Origin of the sequence: Pedobacter sp. MC2016-05 (assembly GCF_026239735.1) — a bacterium.
Classification (GTDB): domain Bacteria; phylum Bacteroidota; class Bacteroidia; order Sphingobacteriales; family Sphingobacteriaceae; genus Pedobacter.
In genome coordinates, this window is sequence record NZ_JAPIVT010000022.1 from 1 (window position 1) to 13,323 (window position 13,323).

Sequence of the window (13,323 nt, forward strand, 5' to 3'; positions counted from 1 at the left end):
CTATAACGTTAAGTTAATAGCATTGCTGTCTCCACGAACCAGATACAATCAAAAAAGCCGATAGCAAAAACTATCGGCTTTAAGGTTTGAGCGTTTAAATAATATTATTTATAGAAAACCTCATTCCAGTGTAATTCATTTCTGAACTGGTTAATTTTGGTATCTGCACCAATGTTCACATATTCTAATCCCGCAATGTTGGCAAAATCCAATAAGTGCTCGGTTGTTAAATTCTGACTGTAAGCCGTATGGTGTGCACCACCAGCATAAATCCAGGCAGCACAGCCTGTTTTCATATCTGGAAGTGGTTTCCAAAGTACACGGGCTACTGGTAAATTAGGTAAGTCATTTTCTACTTCAACAGCGGTTACTTCGTTAACTAACAGGCGGAAACGATTTCCCATATCAATTAAAGATGCATTTAAAGCATCGCCTCCAGCAACATTAAATACCAAACGAGCGGGATCAGCTTTGCCGCCAATTCCCAATGGATGGACTTCTAAACTTGCCTTGCCAGATGCCAAACTTGCATCAACTTCAAGCATGTGCGATCCCAAAACCATTGAATTTGAAGGATCAAAATGGTAGGTGTAATCTTCCATAAAAGCATTTCCGCCAGCTAAACCAGCGCCCATTACTTTACAAGCACGTACCAAGGCTGCTGTTTTCCAGTCTCCTTCGCCAGCAAATCCATAACCATCGGCCATTAAACGTTGTGCCGCAATACCCGGAAGCTGGATCATGCCATGCAAATCTTCAAAAGTATCTGAGAAGCCCTTGAAACCGCCATCCTCTAAAAATTTACGTAAACCCAGTTCAATTTTAGCTGCATCATAAACAGACTGATGTCTGGCACCGCCAGCTTTTAAGTCGGCAGCCATTTCATAAGTTTCTTCGTATTCCTTTAACAAATTCTGAATAGCATCTTCAGGTATCGCATTAATTACCGATACTAAATCACCTATACCATAGGTGTTTACAGAAAATCCAAACTTCATTTCAGCTTCCACTTTATCGCCATCGGTTACGGCAACAAAACGCATGTTATCTCCGAAGCGGGCAAATTTTGCACCCTGCCAATCGTTCCAACCAGCAGCGGCACGGCACCATGTATCAATTTGTTTTGCAACTTCTTCATCTTGCCAATGGCCAACAACAACTTTACGATCCTTGCGCATTCTGGTTACCATGAAACCAAACTCACGGTCGCCGTGTGCACTCTGATTCAGGTTCATGAAATCCATATCAATGGTGCTCCATGGAATGTCGCGGTTAAATTGCGTATGCAAATGCAACAACGGTTTCTGCAGAACATTTAAACCTCTAATCCACATTTTAGCAGGAGAAAAGGTGTGCATCCAGGTGATTACACCGATACAATTTTTATCGATATTGGCTTGTTGCAATGTTTCAAAAATCTCTTCAGTGCTTTTTACAATAGGCTTGTAAACAACCGAAACTGAAATATTGCCGTTCTGGTTTAATGAATCAGCAACTTCTTGTGCATGCGCTGCAACTTGTTTTAAGGTTTCTTCACCGTACAAATGCTGCGTACCTGTGATAAACCAAACCTGTAATTTTTTTAAATCAATCATTACTATATGTTATTTTAATTTTATTCAATTCTCCTCGATCTGTGTCCTCATAGAACAAATGATTTATGATTTCTAGGTGCAGATGAATAGATTTATCATTTTTGAAAAGCAGGCTTCTGTTTCCATCGGTTCCGCTAGTCCTGCTTTTCGTTTTATCCCGATGAACTATCGGGATGCTCACTCCAATCAGGTTTATTTTACTTAGGTAAAACCTTTTAATCCTAAACCCGACAGTAGCGGCAGCCCCAGCTTTTTCTGCTGGGCTAAAGCAAATGACGGGACTATTGTAACCCGAAACACTACTGCATTTGCTTTTCAAATCATTTTCAGAATGAGATTGCCATGAAACTACGAACGCTCAACATTCCGAACTGTCACTCCAAACTCAATTATTGTCCGTAATAAGCGCCTGCACCGTGCTTTCGCTCATAATGTTTTTCAATTAACGAATCTTTTAACTTCGGCGCTTGTGGATTGATTTGTTGGGTTAACAATGCCATTTGCGCAACGGCTTCTAAAACAGCGCTGTTATAAACTGCTTTCTCGGCCGTTTTTCCCCAGGTAAAAGGAGCGTGGTTACCCACTAAAATCATCTCCACTTCCTTATAACTCAAACCCAAACTTTCGAAATGATTCATAATCTGAAAGCCGGTTTCATATTCGTAGTTGCCTTTTATCATCGCATCGTCCATTGGTGGTGCACAAGGAATATCAACCGTTAAATGGTCGGCATGGGTAGTTCCATAAATTGGAATTGCCTTTTGCGCTTGTGCCCAGGCTGTTCCATAAGTAGAATGCGTGTGAACAATTCCACCTACATCTTCCCAATGTTTATACAACACCGCATGGGTTTTGGTGTCAGATGATGGACGCAAACTTCCTTCAACGGTATTGCCATCGAAATCAACAATCACCATTTTATCGGCTGATAAATCTTCGTAAGGCACACCGCTCGGTTTAATGGCAAATACACCTTTAGCACGATCAGCGGCACTTACATTTCCGAAAGTGAACAATACCAAACCCAGTTTAGGCAACTGCATGTTGGCTAAATAAGCCTGTTCCTTTATATCCTGATAGTTGCTCATGATAAATACGGCTTAACATCTTTTTTATTATAACGCTCCAGGTATCGGCCTAAACCAAGATACTGCTGGTAATGCATGCGGTACATTTTTTGTTTCTTTACATTTGGCTTGTACTCTTTTTCAAAACCAGTTCCCATAGCAGCCATGGCATCCTCAATGGTTGGATAAATGCCAGCGGCAACAGCTGCAAACATCGCTGCACCCAAAGCACAAGTATGTTCGAAACGATGGATTCTGATTGGCATTTCCAAAACATCGGCCATCATTTGCATAATGTATGATGATTTTTTAGCTACACCACCAATGCCGATAATCCCTTTAACCGGAACGCCTTGTTCTTTAAAACGATCTACTATTGCTTTAGCTCCGAAGCATGTTGCAGCAGCTAAGGCACGGAAGAAACGAGGCGCATCGGTACCCAGGCCTAAACCCGTAATGGCGCCTTTAAGCTCCTGATTGGCATCTGGAGTTCTTCTGCCATTCAACCAATCTATTGCTAACTCAGCGTAGTTGTCGTCTTCAAGTACCTCAGCTTGTTTACTCAAATTAGCAATTATTTTGCCTTCCAATTCTTCTTTCAAAGCAACTGCTGTTGCTTCATCAATAAGTTCAGATTCAGTTAACAGATGATTTAAAGGCCAGCTGATTAAGTTTTTGAACCATGCGTAAACATCGCCAAAAGCGGATTGACCAGCTTCCAAGCCCGCCATACCTAGAATTACGGAGCCATTCACCTGACCACAAATACCATTAATCAGTTTACCATGTAAATCTTGATTTGGGGCAACCAAAATATCACAAGTGCTGGTTCCCATCACTTTGCTTAAATAATAGGGTTCAATCTGTCCGCCAACAGCACCCATGTGGGCATCGAAAGCGCCAACACCGATGACTACGTCAGTGCCCAAGCCTAATTTTTCAGCCCATTCCTCGCTTAAGGTTCCAGCTGAAACATCAGAAGTGTAGGTATCAACAAAAAGCTTTTCTCTAAATCCAGCCAAAAGTGGGTCTAAACTGCTGAAGAAACTTTCCGGCGGTAATCCGTCAAATTCTTCTGCCCATAAAGCTTTATGTCCGGCAGCGCAGCGACTACGTTTCATCGTTGCCACATCAGTTCCTCCTGTCAGTAAAAAAGGAATCCAGTCGCAATGTTCCACCCACGATTCTGCGTTTTTTTCGATGGACGAATCAATTCTTAAAATGCGAAGTAGTTTAGACCAAAACCATTCTGAAGAATAGATTCCACCAACGTATTTTAAATAGTTTACAGGAAATTTTGTGGCGTGTTCATTAATTTCAGCAGCCTCTTTAACTGCTGTATGGTCTTTCCAAAGTACAAACATAGCATTTGGATTTTCCTCAAAACCTGGCTTTAATGCAAGGGGAGTACCTGATGCATCAACAGCAACAGGACTTGATCCGGTAGTATCAATGGAAATACCCTTAACCAGATGGGCAATATCCACTCCACCGGCTTTTGCCAAACAATCTTTAATGGTGTGGGTTAAACCCTCAACATAATCTAAGGGATGTTGCCTGAATTGATTGATGGATGGCTTACAATATAAACCCTTTTGCCACCGTGGGTATAGAAAAACGGATGCAGAAATTTCTTTTCCGTTAGCAGTATCTACTAAAACGGACCGAACAGAATCCGTCCCGTAATCAACGCCAATTACATAGTTTGCTGTGCTCATAACAATAAATAATCGTCAAATTAACGTTTATTTATCTAAACTAAAAAATTTTAAACATTTTTTTAATCCACAATTAAGCAGCAAGCTTATTTGCAGGCGTTTAAGTGACTTTTGGTTTTAAACAAGTAAAATCTGTTAAATTAATTTTAATATTGCTTTTACATGCGAAAGCCCTGCTATGCTGCAAGGCTTTTTAGTATTGTGTTTCAAAATTATACCTTTTTTGGAGGAAGATCGAATGCTATAGCTTCATGTTCAAAATGACCATTATGTGCGCCATCGCAAAAAGGTTTGTTCTTTGATAATCCGCAACGGCAAATTGAAAGAACTTCTCTGCCTTGTAAACCATAAGCATTGCCGTTTCTATCTACAATTTCAAAATCACCTTCAATTTTCACTGATCCGTTATTGTTGATCGTTAGTTTTGTTTTTGACATAAATGTTTTGTTAGTATGCTGCAAAATTAACTTAAACAGAATTGATTTACCATATTAGTTTACAGTTTAGAATTGTTCCGCGTAGGCATTGCTGTTTTACAAATACCAATTGAAGGATGGCGAATAATTAAAACCTGCTGGCGGATATTCATTAAAGGAAATTTTTGCCTTAGTTAATCGTATTATTAAACAAATTCTCTTTAAATACCTTTAATTCGATATATGAAAGAAGTGTTTGGTAAGCGATTTATTTTTATGGTGCTGGCTGGCGCAATACTTCTGGCTTTCTTCTTCCTCTCTTTATTTGACAAAGGGGAAAGTGGGAATAGCGGCATGTCACTCAAGTTGCAAAAGTTTATACCTTTTGTTGCTTTTTTTGTTTTAGAAGCTTTTTTGTTAATTCAAGCTTTGTATTTTTTTGCCAAACGGAGAATTAGTTTTGGACTGCAAAATATTTATGCATCAGCTTTACTTGGAGTACTGTTTTTCTTGATTATGTATATCGAACACACATTTATTACATCTTAAGAACATGAAATTTCTAATGTCCTGTACCTGTTGTTTTTTATTTTTCACTATTGGCTTCGCACAGGAAGTGAAAACAACCTTTTATACCGGTAGAGTTAATAACCGATCGGTTAGATTGTATTTGAAAGAGGAGGAAAATGCTTGTGGGGCAAGCCTGTTGTATTCTGGCATTTATCAATATGGAAATGGCAAAAACTGGATCGAATTACTGATTCAAAGTGATGAGAAAGGTCGTTTCGCGATGACAGAATATCGGTTTACGGGTATTTTAATCTTGAAAAAAACTCCTGGTGGTTTGGAAGGGATTTGGATTAGTCCTGACGGTAAAACACAATTAAAAGTTGTACTGAAGAGACAAGCATTATCGCCTAAGTTGAAGGAAGAACTGGAAGATGGTTTTGAACGAACGCACTATGAGAATTATGATTGTTAAAACACACCGGTTAGATCTTCCTGTATGCATCATTTCTCAATTTTACTAATCAATAAAAGATGTTTAAACGCCTCATTAAATTTTTCATTCTCTTAATACTTGGTATACAGAGTATTCATGCACAGGTTAACATTCTGGAAGATAACAAAGTACTCCTCAGTAAACTTGCACAATTTGCATATGTTGGTAAATTGGATAGCAATTTCATCAAATACAAAGCCGAAAGTGGCTCTGGTTATGGCATTGCATCTCGAAAAACAGGAGCAGTAATCTTAGCTGCAGAAAAAAATAATAGCTATTCAATAGCCTCCTACGGTAAATACCTTGCCATAGGAAAGCGTAGTAGTTTGGGAAACGAGTTATTCGGTTTAATCGATGACAAGGGAAAAGTTACTCTCGACTTTAAATATGATTTGATAGGCAACTTTTTAGTTCCCATGCCCGATAGTTTAGTGATTGTGCAAGTGGGAAATAAGTTTGGGGTTTTTAACACGAAGACTGCACTTTTATCACCGATAATTTACGACAACACAAACAATGTGTTAAACGACTATGATGCCAGTCGTAATGGCACTTCGAGTAAAGCGGCCAAAAATATTTACAGCCAATTAGGCTTAGATGGTTTTTATATTCTACCAGTTAGCGTAGACTATATCGAGCCCAATGCAAAAATTATTGTAAACGATAACTTTGCGTATCTGGTGAACAAAAAGGGCGATAAAATATCAAAAAACTATGATTACGATTTAGAGTCTTTTTATAAGGCACATCCTTATGAATTTTATTTAGGAGCTGTGAAAGATACTGGAAGTACAAATCCAGAGGCTCGAAAATTATTTCTTATTAATGGTCTTGGCCAGGAAGTTGCCGAAATTTCATCTCATCGAAATAGTGGCAATCGCTACCTTATCGATTTGATCCCCAAGAGAAGCTATTATTTCATCAATACAAAAAAAACAATCACCATTCCTGATGGTTTTAAGAAATTTGTTGAGCTGTATTTGGCTGAGGGTTTTATCGGTTTTGTTAACTTAAAAACCAAACAAAAATTATTCGTTGATAAATACGGAAATCAACTCACTATTGGCGAACCGCCAGTGCCAAAAGAAGCCATTTTAACTCAGCAATTAAGTGATACAGAAATCAACGATTTTAAGAAGTTGGTTACAGGCCAGCTGTATTTAGGGCGTGTTACTAAATATCAATACGCCAACACCGGCAAACTGTTTAAAGAAACCGGTTTCAATTATGAAGGTTCTGACCAGCCCATACTAGGATGGGAAGACACTTACTATTATGATAACAATAATAAGGTAAAAAGGATCACGAGATATCATGGTGTTGATGAACCATTTGATTTGGATCTAAATGAAGCAGCTCCTGCGGTAAAAAAAGTATATAACGCTAAAAAACAATTGGTAAGTACCATCAGTACAATTGGAGAAACAAAATATGAAGAACGATTTACCTACGATAATTTTGGCAATGTAAAAGAAACAACCAAGTGGTATGATGGAAAGTTGATTTCTAAAAGTATGTTTAAATACAATGGTAAAAAACAGGTTTTAGCTGAGGAGGTTTTTCGCGATGGTAAACATGATTACACCTACACCACTAGTTACGATAAGCAAGACCGAAAAATAAAATACGATATGATTGACAGCCGAGGAATAAGTACAAGCATTTGGTTTTACAGATACAATAGTAAAGGTAAATTGCAGTATAAGATTGATTTGTATGGGATGCCCGAAGAGAAAAAAATGGAAGTAATGGAGGCTGCGCCACCATTGCCGCCAGCACCGAAAAAGGGAAAATAATTCAAAAGGAGCATGATTAAGTGATGATCACCGACTAGAAAAAAACGCAGTTGAAAGTTTGGCGCCAAAAACATTAGCGGACACCAAAATTAAAAGAAGAGTTGTAGGATGTCCTGGGACGAACGCACAATAAAAAATTACGATTGTAAACTAAACTACCATTTATGAAGAAATTTATCTTCGCAAATCTTATGCTTCTTGTCTTGCTTGGTTGCAATGGAGAATCACAGGAAAAAACGCAAGCCGATAAAATGAAGGAAATTATTGCGGCAAACAGAGCTGATGTCGATTTGCTGCTCGGCAGTAGTCCGAAAAAATTTTCGGCAAAAACGGTTGATGGAAGCACATTCAATTCTGCAGAGCATGATGGTAAGTACTGGATTGTATTTGTTTATCAAAATAGCTACCTCAAAAAATCAGAAAGTTATGATCTGGTAGCTGAACTAAACGCACTGCACCAAAAATATGGCAATCAGTTTCCAATGGTTGGAATTGTGAATGGGTTTTCTGATGATGCTGCAACTATGACGAAAAGTATTGCGGACGCTAAATTCAGTTTCAAACAAATTGACAATACACAGGGACCAGGAAAAGATGAGGCAATTAAAGAGAATGTTTATTGCACACCGGCAAAAATTCTGATTGATCCGAAAGGAAAAGTAGTTTACAACGGGTGTGGCGGGAAGACAGAAACCTTTGATGTTTTGCTTGATAGTTTGGTTCAATCAAAGAAACTTTAATTTCCATTTTTATGGAACAGAATGAACTCGAATTAAATAAAACGAAAAATAGTAACCTTAGTATTGCATTAATTTTTGCAAATTTTTCCTTGTTAGTGGCTTTTGCTTTCAGCGGAGGCGAAGAAGGAAAAGAGCTAGGCTTTGGTGTTTTGGGGATTGGTATCTTGTTTTTGTTAGGTGGCTAATGCATTTAGCTATCACGGAAAAGGTTACAGAATTGGTAAATGGCAATTTGGCATTGCGCTAATCATCGCTATTGTATTTTTTGGATTATTGTGGTATTCATGGCAACTAAGTAAGGGCTTTAACCATTAATCGCATGAAGATAAATAGCATTAATAAATTATATATTGGCTTTGGTATCTTCCTGCTTGCAGGTATCATTTATCGTGTTTTAACCTATAAAAGCTGGGAACGATATGATTATTCGGCAACTGTTACTGCACCAGAGACATTTCCGATAGCAATTTCTGAGTTGTACTTTGTCATGCCAAATGATGATTTTGAGCACATAGATTCTGAATACTTATCTAGATTTTCAACTAATTGGCAAATTGATTACTCGGCCAGCACACATGCGAGAACACAAAGATTGCCAAGTAGTATTAAAATAAGTTATTTTTCTTTCAGGGATAGACTTTTTTATAAGGATAGCCTGCAACTGCCAAAACGTAAAATAGAAAAAATATTCGATTCAGCTCGGGAGAATAAGCAGTTTTTAGTGTTATCTGATTATGCCGGTAGGCGGAAAGGTTTGTCTTTTATGGTTGGGGTGGCAAATAAAGGCAATGTAATTATATGGTTAAGGGGAGTAGACTTAGAGCAGGAAATTTTGCGTGTAAAATTAAAGCCAAAAATCCCAAAAGCTGATGATTTTTACTTAGATGGAAAAATATCGAAAGAAGCGTATTTTAAAGAAGCTTTCAGTAAACTATCAGATAGTGTGAAAACGCTGCTTAAAAATGGTTATGACAAAGATGCAAACTATATTGATTCGCCTTCTCGATATATAGAGAACAACAAAGAACTTTGGGATTACCAAAAGAAAAACGGATTTATAGATTAGCCCTAAAAGCAATGAGAAATTTTATTATCCTTATGTTTTTGATTAGCATAGCTGCTTGTCGATCAGATGAAAAGAAACACTCAGGTAAAGAATTGAAGACGTTTCCGAAGCAACAGAAGAAGCAAATCAAAATCGAAAATCCAATTGTGGGAAATACGAGTGATAGCAAGGTCTTTTATCAATGCGATCCAAATTGTATCTGGGAATATTACCATCCGTTTGCAGATACCAGTTACGTTTTTGCAGTTCAAAATTGTGGGGAAGAATACCTGGAAAAAGGAAAAACAGCCCGAATTTATTTTGGCATAGATAGGGGGCAAACTGATAAAATAATCTGGGGAGAAAATGTATTTATCAAAACCCAAAAAGATTTTATAGAATACAAGGATTTCAATGGTGACGACATAAATGATATTGTTGTTTTTTCAGAGACGGGTGCCAGAGGTTCAAATTCATATTATTTTTTATACCTGGTAGATAGCAAAAATCATAAGGTTAATCGCGTGCTAAATTTTGAGGATATTGTTAATCCACAATATAACAAGAAATATAATGTAATTCTGGGATATGGTTATTCTGGAACAAATAACTATAGCGTTTATAAAATTTCTAAAACCAACAAAGCTTACCAAATTGGTGCAAGTTTTGAGGATGATTTCGATGGAGATGAGGAAGTGTTGGATGGTAAGATCAAAGAAATTTTAGATAAAAATCGATAATGAAGAAAATATTGATGGTTGTTGCAACGACGCTATTATTTGCATGTAATTCTGGCGACAAAAAGAAAGATGCGAATACCCAAAGTGTGGTTCAGGAAAAAGTTGACGATACCACTCAAGTGAAGGTAGCCAATACTTCAAAATACATTCCCGTGGAAACCTGGGTTGATGATTTTAAAAATTTTAGAACTGCTGTTTTAACAAAGGATAGGGCCAAGCTTAAAACCTATTTTAAATTTCCTGTAGTCGCTACAGAAAATTTTAGTTTGTGGTATTTAATTCAATTGAGCGATGCTGAGTGGGAAAAGCGAAAATTAAAATATGGAAGCAAAGCTGATTCTTTTTACGAAGAGGATTTCGACCGTTACCTGAATGTGATTTTTGATCCCGACTTTGTGAAGACTCTCACAAAAATAAAAACAGGTAAGCTTTTGACTGAGCAGCATTCAGAATCACCAGTATTTACCAAAGGAGATTATACCTATCAAATGTTAGCTGATTTTTACGTAGAAGAACAAAACGCCCTGTATTTAAATATGAGTTTTGGCAACACCAGTGTTGATGAAAACGGAGAGAATGTAAGTGAGGGGGAACACAACAATATTTATATTTTTGAAGTGATCGACAATAAACGAATCATTTTTAAAGGCTTTACAGTGGCAGGTTAATCGTTCGAAATCTATTAACCAAACAATCTAGGTTTTATAAAATATATAAAGCATAAGCGAATAATAAACAATTCCTTGCAAATAATAATTGAGTGATTTCGATAAAGTGAAAATTTATAGTTTGGTGTTTATAAAATGATATAAGCATGAGAACGCTAAATTTTTTCTTCCTATTTATAGTCCTATCCCTTGTTTCTGCCTGTTCAAATTCGCCCAAAAGCGATGGAGTTGATTACTTCTCTAAATCTGGTATCGAAATCCCCAAATATAGTAATGACGAAGTAAATAATCATCTAAATGATTTCAAAAATCTTTGGAATGTACTCTCAACTGCGGTAAAAAATGATGACAAATCATATTCTCCGGAGTTAAGCATCCAGTTTTCTGATTGGACGATAAAGGCACTTAAATTAGAAGATAAACTTAAACGTGATGAGCGCAAAACCTATTACGGGTTTATAGAGGACCTTACTAAAAAGTGGGATGAAAAAAGAAACAATCTAGATTAATGAAAATGGCTCCAAAAATGATTTTGAAAATTACTCCATTGTTCCTGCTGCTCTGTTTGGTTAAACCAATTTACGCCCAACTGCCAGAGGAAATTAAGTGGAAACACTTGCAAAAGGATTACAATGCAGATAGCAGCGAACTGGTACTCAGTTTAAATAACAAACTCTTGCAAGGCAAGTACAAAATTCCATTTGATGAAGGCGGTTTTGCGCTTTACAATATCAAAAAAGGAGTAATTACTGGCGAGGCGTTTTGGTATTCGCAAGGTGGAAGAATGGAATGCAAACTTTACTACAAAAACGGTGTTCGTAACGGGTTAAAAGAAAATTACGATAACGAAGGCAAAGTTTGGTTACGCCAAGAGTATAAGGATGGCAAAAAAAACGGTGACAGCGAAATGTACAGCGGTGGTAAATTATCAAATAAATCTGTGTATAAAGCCGATAAAAAACATGGTTTATCTCAAACCTTTTCTGGCGACCAAGTGATAACCGAAGCTTATTATGAAAACGATTTAAAGAATGGGACATCTAAAACTTATGGTTTAGATGGGAAATTAACTATAGAAATCAATTACAAAGATGATAAGCGGAATGGTGTTTATCGTGTTTATAACGATGGACAAATCATGACCGAAACCAATTATAAAGATGATATGCAAAACGGTTTATCCACCAATTATGCTTTGGGCAAAAAAAATATGGATGCCGAATTTTTGAACGGTAAACGTCATGGAGTTTCACACATGTATAAACCGGATGGATCAGTCCTATTTACGCATTACTATCTCAATGGAGAAAAAGTATCAGAAGCAATTTACAAGCAAGCGCAAAAATAGTTTATAATAGATACTATTTGCTAGTAGAAAACAGCAAAAATTAAACAATTTCTTATGGGATTTTTTGATAATATATTTGGACAAAACGATAACGCTGAACAGCCAAAAGAAACCTTGCAGACACCAAGTTTGCCTATCTGCAAAACCGAACACGAACTTATTGAGCAGTTTGGCGGTATTGCGTTCGATAAGCAAATTGATTTAGGAGATGTAATTGGCAGCAATAATTGGAATGTTGACATGACGAAGGGAGAAATTAGCTTTGGAGCAGATCTGGTGTTTCCTATCCAGGTTTTAGGAACATTCTCACATTCATCTCAAACTTGGCTTTGGGCTTGGGCAAATACAAAATCAGAATTGCCTGAAAGCATTATGCAACAAGCACAACAACTAAGAAAATATGGTACTGAAAACGAAATAGACTTATTAATCATTAACCAATTTGACGCTACAAATGCCGATTTACACTTAATTGGATCGGTAGCTTCTGGCATGTTTAATACCAGTGGTTATTACATCGCCGATTATGGTGAAGGTGCAATGGTGGTTACCATACAAAGTGAAAAAGTAGATAAAATTCGTCAACAAAATCACCACAGAATTGCCACAGTTTTTCCGCAATTGATTTCGCAATTTGAGATGAATCATAACTTAGCGCTAACAAATTATTTAATAGCAAAAGACTATCAAATATCTGAGAATGGAACCAAATTAGTTGCCACAAAAAACGGACAGACGATTACAGCCGAGTTCGATGAGCTATCGAGATTAACAAAGTTGAACGGATAACTTTCAGAGACAAAAAGATGATAGAAATTTTTAAACAAAAAAGCGAACAATTATTTAATCAGGTAACAACCGATGATAGGTGGGATATCAATAACCAAACCTTGCTTAATGTTTTTGCTTTAAGTTACTATGGCTATAGTTTCGGCGTCGGAAATTTATTATGCTTTTTAGATCCAACCGAAATAAACGCCTTTGTGCAACATAAATTAATAGAACTAGGTGCTGGAGAAAAATATGTGAGCGGATTAATTGACTTTGCCAACGATACATTTTTACAGTCAACAGAAGGGATTAATGCCCAACTGGTAGGAATTGGACACAGTCATTTTTCTGCAGAAGATACAACTGAACTAACCAACGCAATATTTAATAATGCAAAAAGTATTCAACAAGCCTAG

At 37.1% G+C, this 13,323-nt stretch carries 16 protein-coding genes; 12 read left to right on the forward strand and 4 right to left on the reverse strand.

Features of this window, described 5'->3' with window-relative positions; genetic code table 11:
- Positions 1–104: 104 nt before the first annotated feature.
- From araA to OQZ33_RS20730, 4 genes are all read right to left on the reverse strand, one after another.
- A complete protein-coding gene (gene araA, locus OQZ33_RS20715; RefSeq protein WP_265801316.1) occupies positions 105–1,595 on the reverse strand; it encodes an L-arabinose isomerase in 1,491 nt (496 codons plus the stop codon).
- A 389-nt stretch (positions 1,596–1,984) separates the two neighbouring features.
- Complete coding sequence (locus tag OQZ33_RS20720) at positions 1,985–2,683, reverse strand: L-ribulose-5-phosphate 4-epimerase (RefSeq protein WP_265801318.1); 699 nt, start codon at positions 2,681–2,683, stop codon at positions 1,985–1,987.
- Positions 2,680–4,380 carry a ribulokinase gene (locus tag OQZ33_RS20725; RefSeq protein WP_265801319.1) on the reverse strand — a complete coding sequence of 567 codons (1,701 nt, stop codon included), beginning with the start codon at positions 4,378–4,380 and terminating at the stop codon, positions 2,680–2,682. Before OQZ33_RS20725 ends, OQZ33_RS20720 begins: the two co-directional genes overlap by 4 nt.
- 212 nt (positions 4,381–4,592) lie before the next feature.
- Positions 4,593–4,817: a CDGSH iron-sulfur domain-containing protein gene (locus OQZ33_RS20730; protein ID WP_167296247.1), complete on the reverse strand. Its 225-nt coding sequence runs from the start codon at positions 4,815–4,817 to the stop codon at positions 4,593–4,595.
- Positions 4,818–5,039: 222 nt separating this feature from the next.
- Here OQZ33_RS20730 and OQZ33_RS20735 point away from each other — a divergent pair, with 222 nt between their 5' ends.
- The 12 genes from OQZ33_RS20735 to OQZ33_RS20790 all read left to right on the forward strand — a co-directional run bounded on the left by OQZ33_RS20735 (position 5,040) and on the right by OQZ33_RS20790 (position 13,323).
- Positions 5,040–5,345, forward strand: coding sequence for a hypothetical protein (locus tag OQZ33_RS20735; RefSeq protein ID WP_265801320.1), 306 nt, complete (start codon positions 5,040–5,042; stop codon positions 5,343–5,345).
- Positions 5,346–5,349: 4 nt separating this feature from the next.
- On the forward strand, positions 5,350–5,778 hold the full coding sequence (locus OQZ33_RS20740; RefSeq protein ID WP_265801322.1) for a hypothetical protein: 429 nt from the start codon (positions 5,350–5,352) through the stop codon (positions 5,776–5,778).
- Positions 5,779–5,837: 59 nt separating this feature from the next.
- Positions 5,838–7,595: a hypothetical protein gene (locus OQZ33_RS20745; RefSeq protein ID WP_265801323.1), complete on the forward strand. Its 1,758-nt coding sequence runs from the start codon at positions 5,838–5,840 to the stop codon at positions 7,593–7,595.
- A gap of 164 nt (positions 7,596–7,759) precedes the next feature.
- Positions 7,760–8,335 carry a peroxiredoxin family protein gene (locus OQZ33_RS20750; protein WP_265801324.1) on the forward strand — a complete coding sequence of 192 codons (576 nt, stop codon included), beginning with the start codon at positions 7,760–7,762 and terminating at the stop codon, positions 8,333–8,335.
- Between the two features lie 11 nt (positions 8,336–8,346).
- The gene (locus OQZ33_RS20755) at positions 8,347–8,520 is read left to right on the forward strand and encodes a hypothetical protein (RefSeq protein ID WP_265801326.1); all 174 of its coding nucleotides are present in this window, start codon (positions 8,347–8,349) and stop codon (positions 8,518–8,520) included.
- Positions 8,521–8,654: 134 nt separating this feature from the next.
- Positions 8,655–9,401 (forward strand): DUF2931 family protein, encoded by a 747-nt coding sequence (locus OQZ33_RS20760; protein ID WP_265801327.1) that lies wholly within the window; start codon positions 8,655–8,657, stop codon positions 9,399–9,401.
- An 11-nt stretch (positions 9,402–9,412) separates the two neighbouring features.
- A complete protein-coding gene (locus tag OQZ33_RS20765) occupies positions 9,413–10,120 on the forward strand; it encodes an XAC2610-related protein (protein ID WP_265801328.1) in 708 nt (235 codons plus the stop codon).
- Positions 10,120–10,788: a hypothetical protein gene (locus OQZ33_RS20770; protein WP_265801329.1), complete on the forward strand. Its 669-nt coding sequence runs from the start codon at positions 10,120–10,122 to the stop codon at positions 10,786–10,788. Before OQZ33_RS20765 ends, OQZ33_RS20770 begins: the two co-directional genes overlap by 1 nt.
- Before the next feature lie 146 nt (positions 10,789–10,934).
- A complete protein-coding gene (locus OQZ33_RS20775) occupies positions 10,935–11,297 on the forward strand; it encodes a hypothetical protein (RefSeq protein WP_265801330.1) in 363 nt (120 codons plus the stop codon).
- Positions 11,298–11,314: 17 nt separating this feature from the next.
- On the forward strand, positions 11,315–12,136 hold the full coding sequence (locus tag OQZ33_RS20780) for a toxin-antitoxin system YwqK family antitoxin (RefSeq protein WP_265801331.1): 822 nt from the start codon (positions 11,315–11,317) through the stop codon (positions 12,134–12,136).
- 54 nt (positions 12,137–12,190) lie between these two features.
- Entirely contained in the window at positions 12,191–12,925 is a 735-nt protein-coding gene (locus OQZ33_RS20785; protein WP_265801332.1) for a DUF6882 domain-containing protein, read from the forward strand.
- A 17-nt stretch (positions 12,926–12,942) separates the two neighbouring features.
- Positions 12,943–13,323, forward strand: a complete 381-nt coding sequence (locus OQZ33_RS20790) for a hypothetical protein (RefSeq protein WP_265801333.1) — start codon at positions 12,943–12,945, stop codon at positions 13,321–13,323.

Bases quoted from the DNA above. Each gene is read 5' to 3' on its own strand.
- OQZ33_RS20730 (WP_167296247.1), bottom strand. From the start codon at position 4,817: ATGTCAAAAACAAAACTAACGATCAACAATAACGGATCAGTGAAAATT.
- OQZ33_RS20755 (WP_265801326.1), top strand. From the start codon at position 8,347: ATGGAACAGAATGAACTCGAATTAAATAAAACGAAAAATAGTAACCTT.
- OQZ33_RS20745 (WP_265801323.1), top strand. From the start codon at position 5,838: ATGTTTAAACGCCTCATTAAATTTTTCATTCTCTTAATACTTGGTATA.
- OQZ33_RS20740 (WP_265801322.1), top strand. From the start codon at position 5,350: ATGAAATTTCTAATGTCCTGTACCTGTTGTTTTTTATTTTTCACTATT.
- OQZ33_RS20720 (WP_265801318.1), bottom strand. From the start codon at position 2,683: ATGAGCAACTATCAGGATATAAAGGAACAGGCTTATTTAGCCAACATG.
- OQZ33_RS20735 (WP_265801320.1), top strand. From the start codon at position 5,040: ATGAAAGAAGTGTTTGGTAAGCGATTTATTTTTATGGTGCTGGCTGGC.
- OQZ33_RS20770 (WP_265801329.1), top strand. From the start codon at position 10,120: ATGAAGAAAATATTGATGGTTGTTGCAACGACGCTATTATTTGCATGT.
- OQZ33_RS20785 (WP_265801332.1), top strand. From the start codon at position 12,191: ATGGGATTTTTTGATAATATATTTGGACAAAACGATAACGCTGAACAG.
- OQZ33_RS20760 (WP_265801327.1), top strand. From the start codon at position 8,655: ATGAAGATAAATAGCATTAATAAATTATATATTGGCTTTGGTATCTTC.
- OQZ33_RS20790 (WP_265801333.1), top strand. From the start codon at position 12,943: ATGATAGAAATTTTTAAACAAAAAAGCGAACAATTATTTAATCAGGTA.
- OQZ33_RS20725 (WP_265801319.1), bottom strand. From the start codon at position 4,380: ATGAGCACAGCAAACTATGTAATTGGCGTTGATTACGGGACGGATTCT.
- OQZ33_RS20775 (WP_265801330.1), top strand. From the start codon at position 10,935: ATGAGAACGCTAAATTTTTTCTTCCTATTTATAGTCCTATCCCTTGTT.
- OQZ33_RS20780 (WP_265801331.1), top strand. From the start codon at position 11,315: ATGATTTTGAAAATTACTCCATTGTTCCTGCTGCTCTGTTTGGTTAAA.
- OQZ33_RS20750 (WP_265801324.1), top strand. From the start codon at position 7,760: ATGAAGAAATTTATCTTCGCAAATCTTATGCTTCTTGTCTTGCTTGGT.
- OQZ33_RS20765 (WP_265801328.1), top strand. From the start codon at position 9,413: ATGAGAAATTTTATTATCCTTATGTTTTTGATTAGCATAGCTGCTTGT.
- araA (WP_265801316.1), bottom strand. From the start codon at position 1,595: ATGATTGATTTAAAAAAATTACAGGTTTGGTTTATCACAGGTACGCAG.